At 60.1% G+C, this 23,443-nt stretch carries 19 protein-coding genes; 5 read left to right on the top strand and 14 right to left on the bottom strand.

Features of this window, described 5'->3' with window-relative positions:
• The first annotated feature begins 55 nt into the window (after positions 1-55).
• The 3 genes from QCE79_RS28665 (at position 56) to QCE79_RS28655 (ending at position 5,045) form a co-directional block, all read left to right on the top strand.
• Positions 56-1,354 (top strand): hypothetical protein, encoded by a 1,299-nt coding sequence (locus tag QCE79_RS28665; protein ID WP_309849682.1) that lies wholly within the window; start codon positions 56-58, stop codon positions 1,352-1,354.
• Between the two features lie 180 nt (positions 1,355-1,534).
• The gene (locus QCE79_RS28660) at positions 1,535-3,934 is read left to right on the top strand and encodes a phosphoketolase family protein (RefSeq protein WP_309849679.1); all 2,400 of its coding nucleotides are present in this window, start codon (positions 1,535-1,537) and stop codon (positions 3,932-3,934) included.
• A 4-nt stretch (positions 3,935-3,938) separates the two neighbouring features.
• A complete protein-coding gene (locus QCE79_RS28655) occupies positions 3,939-5,045 on the top strand; it encodes an acetate/propionate family kinase (RefSeq protein ID WP_309849676.1) in 1,107 nt (368 codons plus the stop codon).
• A 326-nt stretch (positions 5,046-5,371) separates the two neighbouring features.
• Here the strand turns inward: QCE79_RS28655 and QCE79_RS28650 are convergent, their stop codons facing one another.
• From QCE79_RS28650 to QCE79_RS28610, 9 genes are all read right to left on the bottom strand, one after another.
• A complete protein-coding gene (locus QCE79_RS28650; protein ID WP_309849674.1) occupies positions 5,372-6,700 on the bottom strand; it encodes an MFS transporter in 1,329 nt (442 codons plus the stop codon).
• Positions 6,701-6,775: 75 nt separating this feature from the next.
• Positions 6,776-7,708, bottom strand: coding sequence for a hydroxymethylglutaryl-CoA lyase (locus QCE79_RS28645; protein ID WP_309849671.1), 933 nt, complete (start codon positions 7,706-7,708; stop codon positions 6,776-6,778).
• Positions 7,705-8,898, bottom strand: a complete 1,194-nt coding sequence (locus tag QCE79_RS28640) for a CaiB/BaiF CoA-transferase family protein (protein WP_309849667.1) — start codon at positions 8,896-8,898, stop codon at positions 7,705-7,707. Before QCE79_RS28640 ends, QCE79_RS28645 begins: the two co-directional genes overlap by 4 nt.
• 107 nt (positions 8,899-9,005) lie before the next feature.
• Positions 9,006-9,923, bottom strand: a complete 918-nt coding sequence (locus QCE79_RS28635) for a LysR family transcriptional regulator (protein WP_244828354.1) — start codon at positions 9,921-9,923, stop codon at positions 9,006-9,008.
• A gap of 11 nt (positions 9,924-9,934) precedes the next feature.
• Positions 9,935-10,321 carry a PaaI family thioesterase gene (locus tag QCE79_RS28630; protein ID WP_250466828.1) on the bottom strand — a complete coding sequence of 129 codons (387 nt, stop codon included), beginning with the start codon at positions 10,319-10,321 and terminating at the stop codon, positions 9,935-9,937.
• A 170-nt stretch (positions 10,322-10,491) separates the two neighbouring features.
• Positions 10,492-11,040: a hypothetical protein gene (locus QCE79_RS28625; protein WP_250509971.1), complete on the bottom strand. Its 549-nt coding sequence runs from the start codon at positions 11,038-11,040 to the stop codon at positions 10,492-10,494.
• Positions 11,041-11,389: 349 nt separating this feature from the next.
• Complete coding sequence (locus QCE79_RS28620) at positions 11,390-11,590, bottom strand: hypothetical protein (RefSeq protein ID WP_244828357.1); 201 nt, start codon at positions 11,588-11,590, stop codon at positions 11,390-11,392.
• Positions 11,591-11,845: 255 nt separating this feature from the next.
• Entirely contained in the window at positions 11,846-13,018 is a 1,173-nt protein-coding gene (locus QCE79_RS28615; protein WP_309849661.1) for an FAD-binding oxidoreductase, read from the bottom strand.
• An 18-nt stretch (positions 13,019-13,036) separates the two neighbouring features.
• Entirely contained in the window at positions 13,037-14,536 is a 1,500-nt protein-coding gene (locus QCE79_RS28610; protein WP_309849659.1) for an aldehyde dehydrogenase family protein, read from the bottom strand.
• A gap of 199 nt (positions 14,537-14,735) precedes the next feature.
• Between QCE79_RS28610 and QCE79_RS28605 the strand changes: the two genes are divergently transcribed.
• Complete coding sequence (locus QCE79_RS28605) at positions 14,736-15,341, top strand: helix-turn-helix domain-containing protein (protein WP_250466824.1); 606 nt, start codon at positions 14,736-14,738, stop codon at positions 15,339-15,341.
• A gap of 13 nt (positions 15,342-15,354) precedes the next feature.
• Here QCE79_RS28605 and QCE79_RS28600 read toward each other — a convergent pair whose 3' ends face one another.
• From QCE79_RS28600 to QCE79_RS28580, 5 genes are all read right to left on the bottom strand, one after another.
• Positions 15,355-16,800 (bottom strand): cytochrome P450, encoded by a 1,446-nt coding sequence (locus tag QCE79_RS28600; protein WP_309849656.1) that lies wholly within the window; start codon positions 16,798-16,800, stop codon positions 15,355-15,357.
• A gap of 67 nt (positions 16,801-16,867) precedes the next feature.
• On the bottom strand, positions 16,868-17,728 hold the full coding sequence (locus QCE79_RS28595) for an IclR family transcriptional regulator (RefSeq protein WP_250526637.1): 861 nt from the start codon (positions 17,726-17,728) through the stop codon (positions 16,868-16,870).
• 69 nt (positions 17,729-17,797) lie between these two features.
• A complete protein-coding gene (locus tag QCE79_RS28590; protein WP_309849652.1) occupies positions 17,798-18,622 on the bottom strand; it encodes a sugar phosphate isomerase/epimerase in 825 nt (274 codons plus the stop codon).
• A gap of 10 nt (positions 18,623-18,632) precedes the next feature.
• Entirely contained in the window at positions 18,633-19,244 is a 612-nt protein-coding gene (locus QCE79_RS28585) for an NIPSNAP family protein (protein ID WP_309849649.1), read from the bottom strand.
• Entirely contained in the window at positions 19,241-21,019 is a 1,779-nt protein-coding gene (locus QCE79_RS28580) for an FAD-dependent oxidoreductase (protein WP_309849647.1), read from the bottom strand. The genes QCE79_RS28585 and QCE79_RS28580 overlap by 4 nt, the downstream gene beginning before the upstream one ends.
• Positions 21,020-21,390: 371 nt before the next feature.
• Between QCE79_RS28580 and QCE79_RS28575 the strand changes: the two genes are divergently transcribed.
• A complete protein-coding gene (locus QCE79_RS28575) occupies positions 21,391-23,109 on the top strand; it encodes a SulP family inorganic anion transporter (RefSeq protein WP_309849644.1) in 1,719 nt (572 codons plus the stop codon).
• Positions 23,110-23,443: the final 334 nt, after the last annotated feature.

The raw sequence follows: 23,443 nt of genomic DNA, 5'->3' as shown, positions 1-23,443 counted from the left end.
AGGTAGGCTGTCACTGATCCTTACGGCTCCGCGCTTCTGGCCATTTCTACGTCTTATGATCGTCATCAGTCTGCTTTTCGACCATGCGCCTGCCGCGCTTGCCAATCATCGGCGTTATGCGCGCGGGCATGGTTATCGGCACATCGAAATCGATATGTCCGAGATCAGCGGCTGCAGCGACGAAACACGCTGGATCATCAAATACGAAACGCTGCTGCATCAGCTCGGCTTGGCGAATGAGGACGAACTCGTCTTGCTGTTGAACGAGAATGCCGCGATTCTCAGGCCGCTCGCTCTGCCGGAACTCATGCAGGGCCGCGACTGGCTTCTAACCTGCATCGAGTCCGATCTGCCGCAACTCGACATGCAAATTTGGCGCAAGACCGAGCACGTCATGCGTGAGTTGTTCGAGATAGTCACGCGATGCCGCAATGGCGTCGTGCTTCCGAAGGAAGAAGCGCTCCTCTTGCAGGCATTTGCGTATTGTCCGTCGCGGTACCGCGTGGGTGATGTCATGGCTGTCGTGCCCGCCTCCACCAACGTCGAGAGCGTCTGGGCGCACTGGTCTGCTTTCTCGGTCAAAATTTGTGACCAGAAGCATCATCGGCGATTCCGCAATGCGCTCCTCGAACATATCAACGACTGCCAGACGCGCGGCCTGCCACTGCTTTCGCTAAACGACACCGGCATTACCGATACATCCGCCGTCAGTATTCGACAGCCGAATCGGTCGGTCGCGATAGTGACGCTATACACGCCGAACATCGCGATTTACGGCCGTATTCCCGAAGCCAATTTCACGCGATACTGCGAGCGCCACGGCTATACACTTTACGTGCACCGCGGAATTCCCGCGCATCTGAACGACGGTAAAACTTCGGGGAATTGGCTCAAGGCCGCCTTACTGCGCGAAACCCTCCCGAATCACGAATGGATTTTCTGGGTCGACGCCGACGTGCTCTTCAAGGACATGAACCGGCCGCTCGAATCCATCATGCACGACAAGGAAGCGGTGTTTGCACGCGATATCGGCTATTGGCGCTTCAATTCCGGCATCATGGGACTCAAGCGCACGCAACGTAATTACGATTCGCTTCATCGCATACTCGAAGCGTGCAATTGCATCGACGACAAATCCACTGTCTACGCAAATAAGGGCGACCAATATTATTTCAACGCCGAATTTTCCGCGCGCCCCGACTTCGACGCAACGCAGGTAGCCAGTCTTATCGACTTCAACACACCCTGGATCTATCAGCGGCCGACGAGCTTCATGGTGCATTACATCGGCATATGGGAAACCCATAAAGCGCTGCTGATGGACTACGATCTCAGGCAATCCGCCCGCGATTAACCTGCCTCTGCATGCTTGCGGACATCATCTGGCGAACCCAAGTATGATGTTCGCGGCATCGCGTCACACTCCCGCACGGCGCTGCAACTAAAGCGCAACAATAAAGCTCGAACATGGCAAGTACACGCGCCAGGCCGTATCCCGACGCTCGATTTCTCACTTCACCGCAAGGAGATGCAATTGAACGACGACGTCCAAGGCAGGACAGCAACCGAGACGCCTCTTTCCACCGACCTCCTGCGTAAGCTCGACGCATATTGGCGAGCCTGCAATTATCTTTCGGTCGGCATGATTTATTTGCGCGCGAATCCGTTGCTGCGCGAACCCCTCAAGCCCGAACACATCAAACGGCGTTTGCTCGGCCACTGGGGCTCGGACCCGGGGCAATCGTTCGTATGGGTGCATTTAAACCGTCTCATCAAGCGCGACGATCTCAACGTCATGTTCGTCTCGGGCCCTGGACACGGCGCGCCCGCCACGCTTTCCAACTCTTACCTCGAAGGCCATTACTCGGAAATCTATCCCGATCGCAGCGCCGATGAACACGGCATGCAGCGGCTTTTTCGCGCCTTCTCTTCGCCGGGCGGCATCGGCTCGCATTGCACGCCAGAAACACCAGGATCGATTCACGAAGGCGGCGAGCTCGGCTATAGCTTGTCGCATTCGTTCGGCGCAGCCTTCGACAATCCCGATCTGATCGTCGCCACGATGGTCGGCGACGGCGAAGCCGAAACCGGACCGCTCGCCACGTCCTGGCATTCGAACAAGTTCCTCAATCCGATAACCGACGGCGCCGTGCTGCCGGTCTTGCATCTGAACGGCTACAAGATCGCCAATCCGACCATCCTTGCGCGCATTCCCCACGAGGAGCTCGAAGCGCTCTTCAAGGGCTACGGCTACACGCCCTATTTCGTCGAGGGCGACGACCCCGACACCATGCATCAGAAGATGGCGGCGACGCTGGAACATTGCATCGGCGAGATTCGCGCAATTCAAGAGCGTGCGCGCGCGAGCAAGGAAAAGGTGGAGCGTCCGCGCTGGCCGATGATCGTGCTGCGTTCGCCGAAAGGCTGGACCGGTCCGAAAGAAGTGGATGGTCACAAGGTCGAAAATTTCTGGCGCTCGCATCAGGTGCCAGTGGCCGATCCGGCGACCAATCGCAAAAATCTGCAGGTACTCGAAACCTGGATGCGCAGTTACAAGCCCGAGGAGTTGTTCGACGAGAACGGCCGGCTGATCGAGCCGCTGCGCGAACTCGCGCCGGAAGGCGCGCGCCGCATCAGCGCGAATCCGCATGCAAACGGCGGCGTGTTGCGGCAATCGCTCGATCTACCCGACATTCGTGATTTTGCATTCGAATTCAAAAGCGCGGCCGGGACGTATCAGTCGCCAACGGCCGTGCTCGCCATTTATCTGCGCGAAGTGATCCGTCGCAACATGACGCGCTTCCGTCTATTCGGTCCGGACGAAACCGCGAGCAATAAACTCGACGGCGTATATGAAGTTTCGGGCAAGCGCTGGCTTGCGCAAACGCTGCCCGAAGATGCAGACGGCGGCTTCCTTTCCGTCGATGGCCGCGTGATGGAGATGCTCTCCGAACACACGCTCGAAGGCTGGTTCGAAGGCTATGTGTTGACCGGTCGCCACGGTCTTTTCGCGACCTACGAAGCCTTCGTGCACGTGATCGACTCCATGTTCAATCAGCACGCAAAGTGGCTCGAAAAAGCAAAGAATGAGATTGCGTGGCGCGCGCCGGTGCCATCGATCAATTTGTTGATCACGTCACTGGTATGGCGGCAGGACCATAACGGCTTCACGCATCAGGATCCTGGCTTTCTCGATGTCGTCACGAACAAAAGCCCGGGTGTCGTGCGAATTTATCTGCCGCCCGACGCGAATTGCCTGTTGAGCGTCGCGGATCATTGCTTGCGCTCGCACGATTACGTGAACGTGATCGTCGCGGACAAGCAGCCGCATCTGCAGTATCTGAACATGGAAGATGCCATCGTGCATTGCGCGAAGGGCATTGGCATCTGGGATTGGGCATCGACGGATAAGGGCCACGAGCCCGACGTGGTGATTGCCAGCGCGGGCGATATCGCGACCATGGAAGCGCTCGCCGCCGTCGAAATTTTGAAGGCGCAATGCCCCGATCTGAAGATACGCTTTGTCAATGTCGTCGACCTTTTCAGGCTGATGCCGGATACGGACCATCCGCATGGTCTTTCCGATCGCGACTTCGACTCCATTTTCACGCGTGATAAACCGGTCATCTTCAACTTCCATTCCTATGCGTCGCTCGTGCACAAACTCACGTACAACCGCACGAATCACGACAATCTGCACGTGCATGGTTACTGCGAGCGCGGCAACATCAACACGCCGTTCGAGCTTGCGATCATCAATGGCGTCGATCGTTTCTCGCTTGCCATCGATGTGATCGACCGCGTGGATCGAATTTCCGATACCGCCTCGCATACGAAGGAGTGGCTCAAGAATCAGATCATCGAGAGCGTGCAGTATGCCCATGCGGAAGGTATTGACCGCGACGAGATCCGCGAGTGGACATGGAAGGACTGACACCATGACACAGGGCATTCTCGTGTTGAATAGCGGCTCGTCTTCGCTCAAGTTCGGTGTATTCATGGCGAACGACGGCGATGAAGAGGCGTGGCTCACGGGCAGCGCGAAGGGCATCGGCCGCGACAACGGTTCCTTGACGATGCGTTCTTCTGACAAGCAGATCGATGTCGCGCAGGACCATCTGATGGAGTCGCAGCACGACGCGTTGCAGCGTGTCGCCGATGCCCTGCGCGAGCATATGCGCGAACCGCTTGCAGCGGTCGGGCATCGCGTTGTGCATGGCGGGCCGGATGTGCGGGAGCATCGCGAGATTACACCCGCGCTCAAGGACACGTTGCGCGACGCCGTGCCGTTTGCGCCGCTGCATCTACCGCAATCGCTTGCCCTCATCGACGAAGCGCAGGGCATCTTCACTGGCATACCGCATTTTGCATGCTTCGATACGGTATTCCATCGCACGATGCCGGAGCGCGCGACGCGTTATGCGTTACCGCGAGAGTTTGCCGAGCGTGGTGTCATGCGTTATGGATTCCACGGGCTGTCGTATGAATCCATCGTCAACGCGCTTGGCCCGAAGCTGAAGCCGCGCACGGTCATCGCGCATCTTGGCAGCGGCGCAAGCCTGTGCGCGTTGCAGAATGGCCATTCAATCGATACGTCGATGGGGATGACGCCCACCGGCGGCATTCCGATGGCGACGCGCAGCGGCGACCTCGATCCCGGTGTGCTGATTCATCTCTTGCGCCAGCAATCGCTCGACGCGGATGCGCTGGAGACGCTCGTGAATCGGCAAAGCGGTCTTAAGGCGTTATCGGAATCGGACGACGATATGCAAACGCTGATCGAACGCCGCGATCACGGCGATGCGAACGCAACGCTTGCCATCGACGTGTTTTGCACGGCGATACGGAAGACTATCGGCGGGTATGCGGCTTTGCTCGGCGGGCTGGATGAGATCGTGTTCAGCGGAGGAATTGGCGAGCATAGCGAGGCGGTTCGTGCGCAGGTTCTCGATGGGCTTTCGTTTCTTGGGGCTTCGCATCGGGTGGTGGAGACCGAGGAGGAACGGCAGATTGCAAGGCATTGTCGGCGGTTGCTTAATGCGTGACTGGTTGCATTTTGCATGCAGTGTGCCGTCGGATGGTCGGCGGCATTTTGCATGCAGAGTGCAACGGACAAGACGTAGATCTTTACGTTGCGTGCACTCGTACAAGCAACGCAACGCGCTAACCACGATCCTATTGCACGCCGAGTTTCTTTGACTTTTGCATGCAAAAGGCTGCACAACGTGAAAGCACCAAGCGTGAAGAACGGCCACGTGTCGACAAATCCCATTCTGCATTCAACGTACCGAATGCAGCATGCAATAGGCAAAGCGCCCGGTGAACAACCATCGCCGGGCGCTTCTTCAACCTTCCTCGGACCACCTTGGTCCTATTTCTCCGAATGATCCCTTTGCCGCAACGACTGCGGCAGCCCATACAAGAGCAGCAGCGCGCAAACCAGGCTCATCGCACCGATGGCATACAGCGCAGGCGTCGTGCTGCCGGTGACATCACGAATACGTCCGACCATCACCGGGCTCACGATGCCTCCAAGCTGTCCAAGCGTATTGATAAGCGCGATCCCGCCCGCCGCGCCTGCTCCCGTCAATAGCTTGGGCGGCAACGCCCAGAACGCCGGAATCGATGCAATCACGCCCGCACCCATCACACCGAGCGCGGCGATCAACAACGCCGTCTGCTTGTCGAACACGCCGGCCGCGAAGAAGCCTGCAGCCGCCATCAGAAGCAATACACAAACGAACTTGCGCCGCTCGCCGGAGCGATCCGACATGCGCCCTACCACGACCATGCAGATCGCCCCGCAGATATAAGGCACCGCCGTCAACAGACCGATGATCGTCGGATTCTCCGTCCCGGCGGCGCGAATCAAATGCGGCGCCCAGAAGTTGAGACCGTACGATCCGACTTGAATCAGAAAGTAGATCAGTCCGAGCATCAGAAAACCGGGTGTCTTGATCGCGCCGAAGAGCGAGTGCCCGGAGTCCGTGTGTTGGCTCTGCGTCGCAATTTGGCTTTTCAGGTAAGTTTTCTCGGCGCCCGTGAGCCACGCGGCATCGTCGATACGATCTTTCAGCACCTTCAGAACGAGGATGCCAAGCAGCACGCAAGGCAGGCCGCCAAGCAGAAAGAGCCAATGCCATCCGGCGATACCGAACACGCCGTTCATATGCCCCAGCACGAGCCCGGACAACGGGGCGCCAAACAAACCCGAGAACGCCGATGCAAGAAACAGCAGCGACGTGATACGTCCGCGATAGCTCGCCGGAAACCACAGCGTCAGGTAGTAAAGCACGCCTGGCGCAAAGCCCGCTTCCATCGCGCCGATGATGAAGCGCAAGCCATAGAACTGCCACTCGGTCTGCACGAAAACCATCAGCGCCGTTGCGATACCCCATGAAATCATGATGCGCGCTATCCATCGACGCGCACCGACTTTGTAGAGCAGCAAGTTGCTCGGCACTTCGAAAAGCACATAGCCGATCACGAAGAGACTCGCGCCGAGACCGTAGGCGGTATCGGAGAAACCCAACGTGCTTTGCAGTTGAAACTTCGCGAAGCTGATATTGATGCGGTCGAAGAACGCGAACAGATAACACAGCATGATGAGCGGCATGAGCCGCCATGCCACCTTGCGGATGATGTCCGCGGTATTGCCTAGCGCCTGCTCACGCGGCGCACCTACGCTCAAGTCACTCATGTTTGTCTCCTTGCTCGAAGCAAAGTGGCCGGATTGTTTTGTGATATCCGGTCGTATGGTTTGTCGTCGATGATTTCAGATTGCGCGCACGTAATGGGGAACGGGATGCAGGTCGCAGTTGCGTCCTGCCTTCGCGACTTGTCCCGGCACGTCATGGCCGACGAGCGCAGGCAAAGTGCGTGACAACGTGATGAGCTTCTGCAAATCGACGCCTGTGGGTATGCCCATCTCGTCGCACATGTTCACGAGGTCTTCGCTACAGATGTTTCCCGATGCACCCGGCGCAAATGGACAGCCACCCAGGCCGCCGAGCGCGGCATCGAACCGGCGTGCGCCTGCGTTATATGCGGCGAGTACGTTGGCAAGGCCTAGCCCTCGCGTATTATGAAAATGCAACGTCAACGCACCGGCCGGCACTTGCTCCAGCACGCGCGTAACGAGCCGCGCGACCTGTCGCGGATTCGCCATGCCCGTCGTATCGGCAAGCGTGATGCCATCGATACCCAACTCGCGATATGCCCGCACGATCGACACCACGCGGTCTTCATCGATATGCCCTTCGAACGGACAGCCGAACGCGGTGGCAACCGTTGCATTGAGCATGGCCTTCGTACCTTGCGCGAGCGCGACGATACCCCTGAAGCCCTCAAGCGATGCCTCGCAACTCATGCGCATGTTGGCGCGATTGTGCGTCTGGCTTGCAGACATCACGAGGTTCAGTTCGTCGGCGTTCGCATCGAGCGCACGCTGCGCGCCCTTCACGTTCGGCACCAGCGCGACATAGATCACGCCTTCTTGACGCTCGATGCCCTTGAACACGGCCTCGCCATCACGCAACGCAGAAATGGCTTTCGGCGATACAAACGAGCCCGCTTCGATGCGCGTGAAGCCGCACGCCGAGAGACCATCGATCAATGCAATCTTGTCGGCAGTCTCGACCCATTTCGATTCGATCTGCAAGCCGTCGCGCGGCGCGACTTCCTGAACGAGCAAACGATCATCGTTCATTGAACCGCTCCTTCGGCACGAAGCCTTTGCACTTCGCTTGCATCGAAGCCGAGCGATTCCAGCACCGATTGCGTATGTTCGCCAAGCGTCGGTCCTTGCCAGCGCACTTCGCCTGGCGTATCCGACAGTTTCGGCACGATTCCCGGCATCTTCACCGATGCACCGCCCGGCAAGTCGGCCTGCAGCAACATATCGCGCGCCTGGTAATGCGCATCGTCGATGATGTCCGCAACGGAATAGATGCGTCCCGCAGGGACTTCCGCAACGGCGAGTGTGTCGAGCACATCGTCCATTGCATGATGCGTGGTCCACGCCGTGATGGCTTCGTCGAGCATCGCACTCTGCCGCACACGACCATCGTTGTGCGCGAGCGCGGGATCGTCGGCGAGATCGGGGCGGTCTATCACGTTCATCAGACGCTTGTAGATCGGGTCGCTGTTGCCTGCGATCACGACGAAGCCGCCGTCCTCGGTCCGATAGGTGTTCGATGGCGCGATTCCCGGCAGCGCGCCGCCGCTGCGCTCGCGTACATGCCCGAGCAAATCGTATTCGGGTACGAGGCTCTCCATCAGGTTGAAAACACTTTCCACGAGCGAGACATCGACCACCTGACCGTCGCCTTGTCCGGTCTTGACGCGCAACAGGGACATCAACGCGCCGATCACGCCATGCAGCGACGCCAGTGAGTCGCCAAGACTGACACCGACGCGCGCGGGCAGGCCATCGGCATCGCCGGTTGTATACCGAATGCCACCCATCGCTTCGCCGATTGCGCCGAAGCCCGGCCGGTCACGGTACGGGCCCGTCTGACCGTAGCCGGAAATGCGTACCATCGTGAGCTTGGGGTTGATTGCATGCAAAACGTCCCAGCCAAGGCCAAGCTTTTCGAGCGCGCCCGGCCGCATATTTTCGACGACGACGTCCGCATCCGCCGCAAGACGCTTGATGACGTCCGCGCCTTCCGGCGACTTGAGATTCACGCACACGGATTTCTTGTTGCGCGACTGTAGATACCACCAGAGTGACGTGCCTTCATGAAGCTTGCGCCATTTGCGCAACGGATCGCCGCCGTTGGGGGTTTCGATCTTGATGACTTCGGCGCCGAATTCGGCCAGCATGCGCGCCGCGAAAGGCGCCGCGATGAGGGTGCCGATCTCGATGACGCGAATGCCCTTGAGGGGTCCGCTCATGGTGCTTGTCTCCATTTATGATTTGCTTGAGACAAGCTTATTGGCGAACGCTCGACCGCGTCCAACCGCATTTTGGCAAGCATCGTTCGCGAATGACGAACGCTCGCTTATGTGCCCGCTTCCACCGATCGCAAATGATCGAACAAAAGACGGCTCACTGGCGACAACGCGCCCGTATCGCGCACGACGATCACGAGGCTGCGCGCGGCCCACTCCTCGTCGAGCGCGACGGCAGCGAGTCCAAGCTGTCGCCCCATCGCCTCGAACACGCGATGCGGCAACACGCCCACGCCCATGCCCGCCTGAACCATGCGGCAAACGGCATCGAAGCCCGGCACATGAATGCGCAGCCGCAACGCCTTGCCAGCTTGCCGCGCGGCCAGATGCGTGCGCATATTGATGGAACTGGCCGAATGCAGGCCAATATGGTCGAAGTCGAGCGTATCGGCGAAAGTGACGTGCTCGCGTTGGCTCAGCGGATGATCGCCCGGCGTCACGATCACGAGACGGTCATGGCGGTAATGCGTGGATTGAAGTCCGCGCGTGTCGGCATCGCCCGAGCAAATGCCGAGATCGACGAGACTATCCAGCACGCCTTCCACGATGCCGCCGCTCGGCCGCTCCTCCAAATCGATCTTGATCTGATCGTGCACGGTGATGAACGCGCGCAAATCTTCCGGAAGGAATTCGACGATGGCGGAAAGATTCGCCATCATCCGCACATACCCGCGCACGCCGCTCGCATGTTCCGCCAGTTCGATGCCGATATTCTCGACATCGCGCAACACGCGGCGCGCATGGTGCAGAAGCGTTTCGCCCGCGGGCGTGAGCTCCATTCCACGCGCCTTGCGCTCGAACAACACGGCGCCGACCGCTTGCTCGAGTTCCAGCAACCGCTTGCTCGCCGCCGATACCGCGATCGCTTCACGTTCCGCCGCGCGTGTGAGCGTGCCTTCCTCGAAAACCGCGAGAAAGAGTTGCAGCGTGGTGAGGTCGAGGCGCCGGAGCAGGTTGCGAGAGGTCATGGCATGGTGCTTCAGCGCGCGTACTTGAACGTGCCTTGCGCGCTCGCAATCATCACGCGCTCGTCTATCCACGCTTCGCCGCGCGCAAAGTAAACCGAGCGTCCCTGTCGCTCAAGGAATCCTTTGGCGACCACCTTGTCGCCAATACCTCGATCCAGATAGTTGACCGTGAGCGAAAGCGTGAACCCGTGGATGGGCGTGGAACCGCTCGTGAAAAGACCCGCGTAACCGCAGGCGGCGTCGAGCAAGGTAGCGATCGCGCCGCCCTGAAGAATACGTTGACGGTTCAAATGCCCCGCGTGAATTGGCATATTGAATTCTGCATACCCGGCGCGCCATGCCGTAAGGGTCGCGCCAAGCGCTTCGAGAAACGGATTGTCCAGATCCAGGTTCGCCACGTTTGCGGATCTCCTTGCATCGTCGATGCTTGCGGGTGCTGCGCGGATTTGGAATATTGCATGCGATTGTGCCATCGGGGCGCGCAACGTGCCGCCACGTTGGGTTTCTCGCGCACATCAAAAAACCCGCGCGAGGCGGGTTTTGAAGAGGTCGTTCAAGTCTTAGGCCTTCATTTGGTCGGCGCAACTGCGCGCAAAGCGTCGATTCGGCTGACGAGCTTGAGATACCACGCGAGCATGGCAAAAGTCGCGAGCTTTGCCAAAGACTCGACGCTGGATAAGAACGCCAGCCATGGCGCGTGAATGAATTCGGCAGGCAAGTCAGGTACGATGGCCAGCACGCTCGTCAAGCATACAAAGAGCAGTAGATAGCGCGCCGACTTGCGTCCGGCAAGCGCAAAGGCTGCGATAGCGCCGAGCATCGCCTTCGAAAAGATGACACCGGCAATCTCCTCCGTGCTGCTGTTGGCGTCGATTTCCCAAGGCGCCTCGAATATCGACCATGCAACGACTACACACGCCGACGCTGCAACCGCACGGCGCAGACGATCCGCGTCCGCCACGAGATCTTGAAGCGAGCGCTTGCCTGACGGCGGTTCGAACGGTGGCGTGACAGGCAGCTCGAACGCGACCGGCGGCAAGTCGGCTGGTCTGTCGCGCATGCGCGGGGCGGGCGGCGACATCAGTTCCAGTGGCCCGGGATCGTCACCGCCGCTCATGACACGCTCGCAAAACATGCGGTTGCCGAGCGGTCAAATCTTGCCGCTCCCCGATATCTTTCATTGGAATTCTCCATTCACAAGCGTCAGCGTAGGCGATCAAAAAAACTCGCTCCACGTTCTCACGCGACGCCACATTGCCAAAATGCGTCAACCGCGTTTTTTTTAGCTTGCAATGGAAATAATTTTCCAGCGCCGATTGATGCGCGTGAATCGTGGAAGCTTAATGACCTGAAGCGATCATAAGCAAAATCCTTTTCTCGCGTGAATGGATTTTTCTATCGGGCAGAGTTGCGCTACGCGTGCCGTAAAGCGTGTCGCACGCGCAACGAATCGGAAAAGAAAATGATCAGTTATACCCGCGAATCACGCAGGATTTTTGTTCCTCTTCGGTTTTCTCGCCTGCAAAACGACCGCAGATTTCCGCAACATACTGTGGTGCGCCGCTGACCTGGCTGGACTTGTGACACACCGGGGCAGTTGTTGCCGACGCGGTGTCGGCTTCGTCTTCCAGCCATTGTGCGAGCCGGGCGCTCATATAGGCTTCCATGTCTTGTCTCCGTACTTAAAACGCAAGTTGCGTCTGACGGTTTAAGCATGCGCTTATCGGCGTCTATTGGCCCTAGTGGATTTCATTAATGGACGAATGGCATTTTTGTGACTTGCTCGAAAAAATTGCTATTTACCGCGTGCCCATGTCGTTGACAGCAATCTGCTAATTTCTCTGACGGCCATATTAGCGCCTGCTTTTGCAGACGGTAATGCAGCCATGCTGGTTTATGCAACTCGACTGCATATAGCTTTTTCAAACCACGTTTTTTTCAATGATCGGCCGGCAGGTCAACACACGCGCCCAATCGAGCGAAGATAAATCCAGCGTAATGTATTTTCCATGCAAGATAAGTTCGCTCAAGCCCCGTCCCGTTGCGGGTCCTTGTTGCAAGCCGTGTCCGCTGAACCCATTGGCAAAAAGGCAATTCTCGAGGTGCGGGTGGGCCCCAATGATCGCATTCTGGTCAAACATGTTGTATTCATAATACCCAGACCAGCATCGTTCCACGCGCAGCGCTTCGAATCCCGGAACGCGGTGCGCAAGCGTCGGCCAAATGACATCGTCAAAAAGCGCGTGATCGACTTCATCGAGCGGCAGGTCGTCCGGATCGTTGTCCGCCGAAGGCGATGTGCCGCAGATAAACGTGCGTCCCTCAGGGCGAAAGTAGACGCCACTCGGATCAATCAACAACGGACAGTCTTCGAGCACCGCTGGCGACGATACGTTGAAAATGCTGCGCCGCCGCGCATACACCGGAATATCGATGTCGAGCATTGCCGCAATCCGGCGCGACCAAGCGCCCGCCGCGTTGACGACGACATCGCATGCGAACGCTTCGCCGTTCGAGGCAAGCACGCGCTTCGCCTGGCCGCCTTGGCATTCAATATCCGTCACTTCGGCGGCCACGTAACGCGCGCCCAGCGCCTGCGCCTTGCGTCGTAGTGCCTGGACGAGACCATAGCCGTCGAACCAGCCTTCGCCGGTCTCGCCGAACGCGCCCGCCGCAAGGTCTTTTGTATTCAACCAGGGGAAGCGCGCGCGCAGGGAAGCAGGATCGAGCAAGGTGATATCCGCGCCGAGTTCGCGTTGCAGCGCATGGTTCTCTTGCAGCGTGGACAGGCCCGGCGGCGTCGCTAGAAAGAGATAGCCGCCTTCGTGCAGATCGACCGAAGGCCGTTCGCCGTTCACTTCGAGCCGCTCGCCAATCGACCGTAAGAACTCGATACCGAACAACGACATACGCACGGAAAGCGGCGTCGAGAATTGCTGTCTGATCGACGCCGCAGACAACGCCGACGACGAGCGCGCGTAAGTCGGATCGCGCTCGATCACCGTGACTTGCACGCCTGGATCCATCAAGCGAAGAAAGTACGCGGTCGAACTGCCGATCACGCCGCCGCCAACGATCACAACCTTGGACACCACGCCGCCTCCGTTTAAGGACTAGCCGAGATTGAAGTCGATGCCCTGTGCAAGCGGCAATTCCGACGAATAGTTGATCGTGTTGGTCGCGCGCCGCATGTAGGCCTTCCACGCGTCCGAGCCGGATTCGCGTCCGCCGCCGGTTTCCTTTTCGCCGCCGAACGCGCCGCCGATCTCCGCGCCACTCGGCCCGATGTTGATATTGGCGATGCCGCAATCGCTGCCCGATGCCGACAGAAAGCGCTCCGCCTCGCGCAGATCCGTCGTGAAGGTGCATGAGGACAAGCCGTGCGCGGCGGCGTTGTTCGCGGCGATGGCGTCATCGAAATCGGTGTAGCGCATCACGTAAAGAATGGGCGCGAAGGTTTCCTTCAGCACGACTTCGCTTTGTGCGGGCATTTCGACGAGCGCGGGACGCACGTAATAGCCATTCTCGTTACCCGTCACGCTCACGCGTTCGCCGCCGAACACCTTGCCGCCCTCGCCCTTCGCCTGCTCCAGCGCGTCCTGCATGCGCGCGAAAGCCTGCACGTCGATGAGCGGTCCCATCAACACGCCGTCGTTCAACGGATTGCCGACCGGGACTTTTGCATACAAATCCTTGAGGCGAGCGACGGTTTCGTCATAGATGCTCTCATGGACGAAAAGACGCCGCAGCGACGTGCAGCGCTGCCCCGCCGTGCCGACCGCCGAAAACAGAATGCCGCGCAGCGCGAGGTCACGATTGGCCGTCTGCGAAACGATGCCCGCGTTGTTGCCGCCAAGTTCGAGGATGGAGCGCCCGAAACGGCGCGCCACTTCCACGCCCACCGCGCGGCCCATTTCCGTGCTGCCGGTCGCGCTGACGATATCGGAGCGTTTGTCCGCGACGAGCTTCGCGCCCACTTCACGGTCGCCGATCAGAACCGATGCCAGGCCGGCCGGCGCGGTGCCGAACTCGTCGAGTACATCGCGCATGATGCGATCGACGGCGAGCGCGGTAAGCGGCGTCTTTTCCGACGGCTTCCACACGACCGCATTGCCGCACACGAGCGCAAGCGCCGCGTTCCACGACCACACCGCGACCGGAAAATTGAATGCAGAAATGATCGTGCAGACGCCGAACGGATGCCACGTTTCCGCCATTCGATGACCGGGCCGCTCGGAGGCGATCGTCAGGCCATACAGTTGCCGCGAAAGGCCGACGGCGAAGTCGCAAATGTCGATCATTTCCTGCACTTCGCCCAGGCCCTCTTGCAGGATCTTGCCCGCTTCGAGCGCGACGAGCCGGCCGAGCGCAGCCTTCTTTTCGCGCAGGCGATTGCCGAGCAAACGCACCAGTTCGCCACGTCGCGGCGCCGGAACGTTGCGCCACACGGCAAATGCGCTGCGGGCTTGCGCAAGCGCGGTATCGACATCGGCGGAAGTATGGCGTTTCACGCGTCCGATGATTTCGCCGCTGATGGGCGAAGTGACAGTCATGTCGCCCTCGTTCGCGATGCCTGCGATACCGAGGTCGGAGAGAATGGTCTTGGCGTCCACAGTGAACTCCTTTTGCATACAAAATTAGCTTCGCCGTTTCCGATGCGAAACAACGGTCAAGTTCGGAAACTATACGCGCAGCCTCCGATGCTCACAACGCTGTCAATATTGGGGTTCTCACCAGTCTCGGTTTGCATACCGAATGCAAACGCCCGAAAAGTCGATGGTATTATCGGAAACAAACCACCTTTGACCCTCCATGTCCACTTTGCCCGCCAAAAATTCGACTGAGCAATCCGCAGCCGATCTCGGACGACGGGTAAAGCACGCTCGCAGCGCTCAGAATCTCACGCTGGAAACCGCGAGCCGGCTATGCGGCGTGTCGCGCTCGGCGTTGTCGAAGATCGAGAACGGCTTGATGTCGCCGACTTTCGATGTCTTGCAGAAGATAGTACGCGGCCTGCAGATCGATCTCGCGGAACTGTTCGGCAGCGCGCCCGCTGCCAGCGCAAGCGGCCGGCGCGCACTCACGCGACGCGACGAAGGGCAAAGGCACGCGTATCGCGGCTATCAGATGGAATTGCTGGCGACTGAACTCGCGCACAAGGCGATGCTGCCGTTTCGCATCCGCATCTCGGCGCATACACTGGATGCCTTCGACGACTGGGGCCGTCACGAAGGCGAAGAGTTTTTGTACGTGATCAGCGGTAGCGTATGCCTCTACTCGGAACTCTATGCGCCGACGCATCTGAATGCGGGCGACAGCATCTATTTCGACAGCCGCACGGGCCACGCGGCGATATCGACCAGCGCGGAAGATGCCGAAGTTCTGTGGATGGCAACCGGTGCCGCCGACGTTCAATGAACGATGACGCGGTTCAAGCGGGCCGCAAAGCGAGCCGCATCGGCATGCGATTCGGCACCACCGTGAAGTTGCAGACTTCGTGAATATCGGCGGCATCCTGAGCCAGGCGCGCCGTGAAATTCGCCGTGAGCATCGAAATGACGAGCCGCATTTCGACCGCTGCCAGATGTCGTCCCGGACACACGCGCGGCCCCGCGCCGAATTGCAGATAAGCACGTGGATCGTGCGTTCCCTGTATTGCGTGCTCCCCCGCCTGCAGCCGATGCTCGCGCAGCCAGCGATCCGGATCGTAGCGCGCGGGATCGCTGAAGTGGCTTTCGTCAAGCATCGCGGGACGATTTAGAAAAAAGAGCTTGGTGCCCGCGGGTAGCCGTACGCCCTGCAACTCCACTTCCTCCAACGGTTCCAGCGACAAATACGGCGCCACCGGATGCAGTCGGCTCGCCTCCGTGCAGACGGCCTCGCATAGATCGAGTTCGCGCATTGCCTGATAACTCGGACAAACGCGCGCGTCGCCGAACGTGCATTTTGCATGCGTCGCGATGCGCGTCTGCAAGGCTTCATCGCCGCCGAGGAACAGGAGTCCCCATGCGAGCGATGCCACCGTCGTGTCTTCGCCCGCGACGAGCATCGTCATGACGTTGGCGGCGACTTCGTCATCGGTGAGGCCGGACTCGGGCGCGTCACGCAGCGCGAGCATCGCTTCGAGCAAATTGCGCGGCTCGCGTGCAGATGCCTCGTCACGCATGCGCTCGCGCGATCTCGACATCAAGCCACGCACATAGCGATGCACTTCGGCCATTGCACGATCGAATCGGCGGTCGCGCGGCAGCCGCATATAGCGCCAGTAGGGAAACGGCGTGGAGAGGCGCGTCATGATCATCGGCAGAAGCTGCGAGAGATGCTCCTGGATGACGCCGCGTTCTTTTTCTAGCGTGTTCGGGTCTTCGCCGAATGCGAGCGCGCTCGTGACATCGACGGTATAGCGCTTCAAATCGTCGTTCATCTCGACGATACGTCCCTCGCGCGCGGCTGACTCCCAGCGCCGCCGCAAACGCTCGGTGATCGCGGCCAGCGTCGGATAAAACGCTTTGATATGCGGCACGGACAGCGCCTGCATCACGAGCCGACGCTGCGGCGCCCACGCTTCGCCTTCGATGGAAAAGAGACCGTTACAGCCGACTTCATCGAACAAGGTTTCGAGCGGACCGTAACGCCGATAACGATGCGGACGTTCACGCAAAACCGCTTGCGACAGCTCGAAATCCGACCACACGACAATAGGCACGCGGCCGAGCTTGAAGCGATACGGCGTGCCCAGTTCCTTCGCCCATCGCTCGAGCGTCAGATGATGAGTCGACGGCGGCAATTGAAAGAGATTGCCCGCGAGCGGCAAGCCGCGCGGCGAAGGCAAGTCGTCGATTTCGCGCAAAGAAGCTGTGACGGACGCGGCATTCATGATCGGCCTCGCAAGCGTTGATGTGCACAGCATAGTGCAAGCGCGACGCGCGCGACGGCCGTTACGCTTATTGAACGAGAGCGCTTTTTGCCCGCTTCTTGCCAGCAGGCGCCGGCGTTTCGGCAACGACCGGAGCTTGAGTCAACGGCCGCTTGAAATAAGGCGAGCTCAAGGTTGCCGCGCTCATATCGGATGCCGCTTCGAGCAGCGCGGGCGCGAGCTCTTTCAGACGCGTTTCCGGCAAACGGCTCGTCGGACCCGCAAGACTGACGACACCCACGACAACGCCCGTCATCGGATGATGAATCGGCGCGGCCATCGACGTCATGCCGGCTTCGTAGGTTTCGCTCGCGATGCCGTAACCGCGTTCGCGCGCCGCGCGCAAGTCGGTCAGGAACTGCTGAATCGTCTTCGGCGCCTTCGGACCGCCTTGTCCGGGCTTGCCGAGTCCGCCTTGCTTCGACACGAGTTCGAGCGCTTCCTCATCGGTCAGCGACGACAACCACGCCTGTCCGCTTGCCGTGCAATGCAAGGGCGGCTGGCTGCCCATGTCCGGGTCGTAGCGCAGCCCGGACTTCGCGCCCTGCGCCTTGCCGACGAAGGTAATGTGATCGTCTTCCACCACGCCAAGCCGCGCCAATTCGCCCGACGCCGCCGCGAGGCGGTCGAGCACCGGTTGCGACACATCGAGCACGCCGCCCGTCGAAAGATAGATCAGCGCAAGCGACACGAGCTTCAGCGCGAGCATGTACTCGCCGTGATCCTCGTCCTGGCGCACGTAGCCTTCGTCGATCAACATCGCGAGCAGACGATGCGTGCCGCTGCGGGGAATGCTCAAGGTATCCGCGATGGCGGCAAGCGGCATGCGTCCGCCGTTCTTCGCCAGCAGTTCGATGATGGACAACGCGCGCTCAAGATTTCCTGCCATGTTTCGTTACCTCGAAGTTCCGATTCGGAATTTGAACATGATTCCACCTCGGAATTCAACCGCCATCGTTCAATGCCCGGCATAAACCTCGTCAAGCAAGGCAAGCGTCGCTTCGCGCATGCGCTTCGCGCGCTTGAGCGCGCTGGCGGTCTTGGCCCACTGTTGCGTCGGTATTTCGAGTGAAAGTGGCAAGTCTTCCGGCAGTGCATGCAAAATGCCAGCCAAGTCGATACCGCCTTCACCCGGAATCATCCGCTCGCAGCGCGCCTGGAAAAGTAGTGTTTCGAGGTCGGTCGGGCGCTCGGCGGGCGCGTCGCAGAACTGCACATAGCCGAAATACTCGCGCGGCAACTCACTCAGCGTCTGGGTCGACGACCCCGCGCGGTCGAAGTGAAGCGGATCGATGATCAGCCCAGTATTGTTGCGTTCCGCCGCCTTCACGATGCGCGCGGCTTGCACGATGTCCTTCGCGTCGGTCCACGGCATCGGTTCGAGCGATGGCGAGAGGCCATACGGACGCGCCAAATCGCACAACTGCGCGAGACGCTCGGCGGTGCGCGACTCGTCGGGATCGTTGCCCGCGACGAGCACATAGCGCGCGCCAAGTTCGGCGGCGGTCGCAAGCATCGGCTCGTATGCGGTCACATCGGTGTCGGGTTTGAGGCGGAGAATTTCCGTGTCGAGCACGCCAATGCCGGTGTCCTTCAACGCCGCGAGCGTCTCGCGCACGAGCGGTGTATCGCCGATGATGTCGTGCCGCACTTCGGTATCGGTCGCCGGAAGAAGGCGCAGGCCGACATAGTCATAGCCGGCCTTCGCCGCGCATTCGACCATCTGCGGCGGCGTCAATTCGAGCACGGTCAAAGCTGAGAGCGAAAGTTTTCGTGTGGACATATGGATTTCCTTAGCGTAGTGGCGAGAACGGTGCGGGCACATAGATGGTCGATTCCATCGTCGTCAGATGGGCGGGTCCGCCCTTCGGCGGCCATACGCCATCCTTCACCGATTCCGCGCGAATACGCGAGCGTTCATCCACGCTCTTGTACGGCCAGATGTTCAGAAAACGCGGCACGGTGCCATCGAGCGCGTACATTGCACCGATCAACGGCGAACGCTTCGTGCGTTCGGGCAAGGCGTTCTGCCACGCGTCGATGGTGTGCTGCAGGCTCGCGAGCTTCGTGCCGTAGACGCGCATTTCATAGATGCCGTTGTGTACGGCAGGCTCGATCGGCGGCAGGAATGGAAAGAGCGCATAGCTGTTTATTTCGACATCCGTAATGAATTCGCCGCAGCCGAACGGATTGCCTTCGAGCAGAAGGCGCCTGCGTTCATCGATCAGTGCCGCTTCGGAAGCGTAGCCGCGCAAGACCATCACCTTGCCCAAGGCACCGATATCGGAATACCAGCATCCGAGCAAGCGCGCGCCTGCTTGCTCGCCGCTCGACTTGATGTTTTCGAAGACCTGCGCATTCGTGCCGATCTTCACGGTGAGTGTGACTGTGTCGTACAGGGTCATTGAAATGTCCTTGCCTGATTGAACTGAGAGAGAGTGGTCATGGTTTCGATGCGATGCGCTTCGCGTTCACTGCTGTCATCGCTTTGATCCGCAAGTGCGTGGCCCGCGAGATAACCGAAGGTCATCGCCGGACCGAGCGTGATGCCGCCTGCGGGATAGTGGCCGCCCATCATGCTCGCGGCATCGTTGCCAACTGCGTAGAGGCCGGCAATCGGCATGTGCGCTTCGTCCAGCACGCGGGCGCTCGAATCGGTAGCGAGGCCGGCGAATGTACCGAGGCTGCCGGGCAGCACTTTCACTGCGTGATACGGGCCATCGGCAATAGGTGCAACGCATGGATTCGGCTTATGCGATGCATCGCCCTGCATGCGGTTGTAGGGTGTCGAGCCTCGATGAAATTGCGGATCGAAGCCGTCGCGAGCGTAGTGGTTATACGCCGCGATGGTTTCGATGAAACCAGTTGTCTCGATGCCGCAAACTCGCGCGAGCGCTTCGAGCGTGGGCGCGCTTTTCAGATAGCCCGAGCGTTCGTGCGCGCGCAACGGGAATGGAAACGGCTTCGCGGCACCAAGGCCATAGCGTCGCAGAAAACGATGATCGCAGACGAGCCACGCGCACACTTCATCGCCTGCGGGTGTGATGTCCATCAACGCGGACATGAAGTCGTAGTACGACGACGCTTCGTTCACAAAGCGCCTCCCCACACGCGTCACCGCGATCAGACCAGGCTTGCCGCGTTCGATCAGATGCGCGAACGCGACATGCGGACCATCGCGCTTCGGAACGAGTGAAACGGGCGCCCAAGCCGCGGGATTTTCGAGCGCTGCGTTGAAGTATGCGCCTGCGGCCTCGCCCATGCGAATGCCGTCGCCGGTGTTGGAACGCGGCGCCGCGGACCAATGTTCGCGGCCCGTCGGCGTATAAGCGAACGTAGCCGCGCGACGTGCTTCATCGTGCGGATATCCACCGCACGCGAGCACCACGCCGCGTCGCGCATGGACCTCATGCTTTACGCCTTCGATCTCGACATGAGCGCCGATCACACGGTCGCCATCGCGCAAGAGACCGACCGCTTTAGCGCGCGTGCGCAGATCGACGCCACGATCCGCCGCCGACTTCAAGAGTCTTGCAATGAGCGCATTGCCGTTCAATAGATGCATCGATCTGCCATAGCGAAGCTTGTCGTGCGCGAACTTGGCGAAGCGTTTGGTGACATGCCACGCGGAGCGCATCGAGCGCGTGGCGTTCAGAAAGTGCGTGAGCTCTTGTCCTGGAGAGATCGCCATGCCGTTGATCGTCGTATCGAGAAGCGGTGGCCGCAGCTTGTCGATGAGCGCCCCGAGTTCGCGACCATCGAAAGGCATGGCGCACACGGAGCGGCCACCCGTTCCCGCGCCTTGCGAGGTATGAAAGTCCGGAATGCGGTTGCCATCGATGAAACGCATCGACGTATTTGTCTCGAAGAACTCGACCATGCGCGGACCGTGTTCGATGAGCGCGTCGACTTTAGCCGCGTCGTATTGCGCGCCGAGTTCGGCCTTCAGATACGTTCGCGGCGCGTCTGCTTCCTCGATCGTTCCTGCGCGCGTCGCAAGCGGACTGCGCGGAACCCACATCCAGCCGCCCGACCACGCGGTCGTGCCGCCGAAGACGTCTTCCTTCTCGCAGACCAAAACGGAGAGTCCGCGCGTGGCCGCTGTCACGGCCGTCGATAGTCCGCCCGCACCGGAACCGAGCACGAGGACGTCGCATTCCAGTACCGGGTCAGGCTTCATCGCTAGGCCTGGGTTGATGCCTATTGCTTGCCGGCGCACGCGGCGACGAGTCCTCGTGCAGCAAACGCATGCTGTCTGGTGACGTTTGATGCCGCGTAGACAGCCGACAAACAAGCTCGCGCATGCGACCGCTTGTATTCGATCTAACCAGCGTCTCCATCATTTTTGTCTCGCTCCTTCCGATTCGGATCGCAGTTATACGCGACTCGAAGCTGCCTTTAGCTGTAGAACTGTCTTTGATATTGGAATCCTATTCCATTTTCAGATCGTGCGCAAAGACCTTTTTAGATTGCTCGGCGTGAGTGATCAAGCCGCTTGGCATTGCGGCCGTCATGGGGCACGATGCGCTCTTCCCGCGACCGGTATAACGCATGCAAGATTCAACTCCGCGACCTCCCGTGCCGCCGCGTTTCCTGAAAGGCATCTTGCCGATCGACCGGCTCGCTGCGGGACGCGACATCCTTGCGGGGCTCTCGCTCGCATCGATGGATATCCCGCAAGTCTTGGGCTATGCGCGCATTGCCGGCATGCCTGCGGTTACCGGTTTGTATACCGCATTCATTCCGCTCGCCGCGTTCGCGTTGTTTGGGGCATCGCGCCATCTCGTGGTGGCCGCGGATTCCGCCACCGCCACGATTTTCGCGAGCCGCGTATCGACCATCGCGCCGATGGCGAGCGCCGAATATGTCGAACTGGCAAGCATGGTCGCGCTGCTGACTGCCGCGTTGTTGCTGCTCGCACGGCTCTTCAGGCTCGGCTTTCTCGCCGATTTCCTTTCGCGCACGGTGCTGGCCGGTTTCCTCGCGGGCGTCGGCATACAGGTGTCGATCGCCATGCTCGGCGATATCCTCGGCATGACCGTGCCGGTGCCGTCGTCGCGCAGCCTTGCGCAGCTTTGGTATGTTGTCGACCATATCGTCGAAGCGAACTTGCCGACGCTCGCTCTCTCGTTACTCGTGATCGTCGCGATACTCGGCTTCAGACGTATCTGGCCGCGCGTGCCGATACCGCTCGTCGCGGTCATCGGCAGCATCCTCGCGAGCAAGACGTTCGGGTTCGCGGCCCACGGCATCGCGGTACTTGGCCCGGTCGCAGGCGGATTGCCGCCGCTGCGCGTGCCACACGTCACGTGGCAGCAGTTTCTCGATCTCGTGCCCGTGGCGGCGTCGTGCTTCGTGATGATCGTGGCGCAAAGCGCGGCCGCGGCGCGTGTCTTCGCACAGCAGCACCACGAATCCGCCGACACCAACGGCGACTTGTTCGGCCTCGCCGCTGCGAATGCGGCTGCCGCGTTCAGCGGCGCCTTCGTGGTCAACGGCAGCCCGACGCAGACAGCGATGGCTGATCGCGCCGGCGCACGCAGCCAGATCGCGCAACTCACCTTCGCGGCGGTGGTGGTCGTCGTCTTGATGTTTTTGAGCGGCTTTTTGCAGTACCTGCCGCATTGCGTGCTTGCCGCGATCGTCTTCACTATCGCCGTCGGGCTCGTCAATGTGCAAAGCCTGCAGGCCATTCGACGCGAGAGTCCGGGAGAGTTCACGCTGGCGCTGATCACGGCGGCGGCGGTCGTTCTGATCGGGGTCGAGCATGGCATCTTGCTTGCCGTGGCGTTGTCGCTGATGCGGCATGTGCGGCATAGCTATCGTCCGCATACGATGGTACTCGCGCCCGTCGCGCCGGACCGCCGATGGCAGTTCGTACCGGCGCGTCCCGGCGTCGTCACCGCGCCTGGCTTGATCGTGTATCGGTTCGGCGCCGATCTGTTTTATGCGAACGATCATCTCTTCGCGGCGGAAGTGAAGCTGTTGATCGATGCGGCGCCTCTTGAACTACGTCATTTTGTCGTCGATGCCGGCGCGATCACCGATCTGGACTACTCGGCCGCGCGCACGTTGAGCGATTTAGTCGCAAGCGTGCGGCATCGCGATATCGCGATGATCTTCGGACGAGTGAATCCGTTTCTTCGGCTCGACATGGATCGGCATCGACTAACGGAAGTGATCGGCAAGTCCAATGTATTCGCGACGCTGCACGAGGCGCTTGCGGCTGCGGGGGTGAGTGCCGAGGCGCATGAAGCGGGGGCGCTTTGAGGTGCGGCGCGTTCGGCACATAGGACTCAGGGCTCGGAGTTCGGCTTCGGCTTCGGTTTCGGCATCTGGCTTCGGCATCTGGCTTCGACTGCGACTGCGGCTGCGGCTGCGGCTGCGGCGTTCGGCGTTCGGCGTTCGGCGTTCGGCGTTCGGCGTTCGGCGTTCGGCGTTCGGCGTTCGGCTTCGGCTTCGGCTTCGGCTTTGGCTATGGCTATGGCTATGGCTTTGGCTTTGGCTCAGTCGAGTTTTGCACTGGATTTTGTATTTTAGGCACCCGCAAGTTGCATACTGCATGCACTTTGCCCACGCTGGCGCTGAGAGCCATGAGGCACTT

The sequence above is a fragment of the Caballeronia sp. LZ003 genome (assembly GCF_031451465.1).
Taxonomy (GTDB): domain Bacteria; phylum Pseudomonadota; class Gammaproteobacteria; order Burkholderiales; family Burkholderiaceae; genus Caballeronia.
This window is presented reverse-complemented; position numbering and strand designations above follow the sequence as displayed.

Coding starts and splice junctions, on each gene's coding strand:
- QCE79_RS28585 (WP_309849649.1), bottom strand. CDS start 19,244: ATGACCCTGTACGACACAGTCACACTCACCGTGAAGATCGGCACGAAT.
- QCE79_RS28635 (WP_244828354.1), bottom strand. CDS start 9,923: ATGACCTCTCGCAACCTGCTCCGGCGCCTCGACCTCACCACGCTGCAA.
- QCE79_RS28620 (WP_244828357.1), bottom strand. CDS start 11,590: ATGGAAGCCTATATGAGCGCCCGGCTCGCACAATGGCTGGAAGACGAA.
- QCE79_RS28575 (WP_309849644.1), top strand. CDS start 21,391: ATGCAAGATTCAACTCCGCGACCTCCCGTGCCGCCGCGTTTCCTGAAA.
- QCE79_RS28600 (WP_309849656.1), bottom strand. CDS start 16,800: ATGAATGCCGCGTCCGTCACAGCTTCTTTGCGCGAAATCGACGACTTG.
- QCE79_RS28580 (WP_309849647.1), bottom strand. CDS start 21,019: ATGAAGCCTGACCCGGTACTGGAATGCGACGTCCTCGTGCTCGGTTCC.
- QCE79_RS28595 (WP_250526637.1), bottom strand. CDS start 17,728: ATGGCAGGAAATCTTGAGCGCGCGTTGTCCATCATCGAACTGCTGGCG.
- QCE79_RS28655 (WP_309849676.1), top strand. CDS start 3,939: ATGACACAGGGCATTCTCGTGTTGAATAGCGGCTCGTCTTCGCTCAAG.
- QCE79_RS28650 (WP_309849674.1), bottom strand. CDS start 6,700: ATGAGTGACTTGAGCGTAGGTGCGCCGCGTGAGCAGGCGCTAGGCAAT.
- QCE79_RS28645 (WP_309849671.1), bottom strand. CDS start 7,708: ATGAACGATGATCGTTTGCTCGTTCAGGAAGTCGCGCCGCGCGACGGC.
- QCE79_RS28665 (WP_309849682.1), top strand. CDS start 56: ATGATCGTCATCAGTCTGCTTTTCGACCATGCGCCTGCCGCGCTTGCC.
- QCE79_RS28590 (WP_309849652.1), bottom strand. CDS start 18,622: ATGTCCACACGAAAACTTTCGCTCTCAGCTTTGACCGTGCTCGAATTG.
- QCE79_RS28640 (WP_309849667.1), bottom strand. CDS start 8,898: ATGAGCGGACCCCTCAAGGGCATTCGCGTCATCGAGATCGGCACCCTC.
- QCE79_RS28625 (WP_250509971.1), bottom strand. CDS start 11,040: ATGAGCGGCGGTGACGATCCCGGGCCACTGGAACTGATGTCGCCGCCC.
- QCE79_RS28605 (WP_250466824.1), top strand. CDS start 14,736: ATGTCCACTTTGCCCGCCAAAAATTCGACTGAGCAATCCGCAGCCGAT.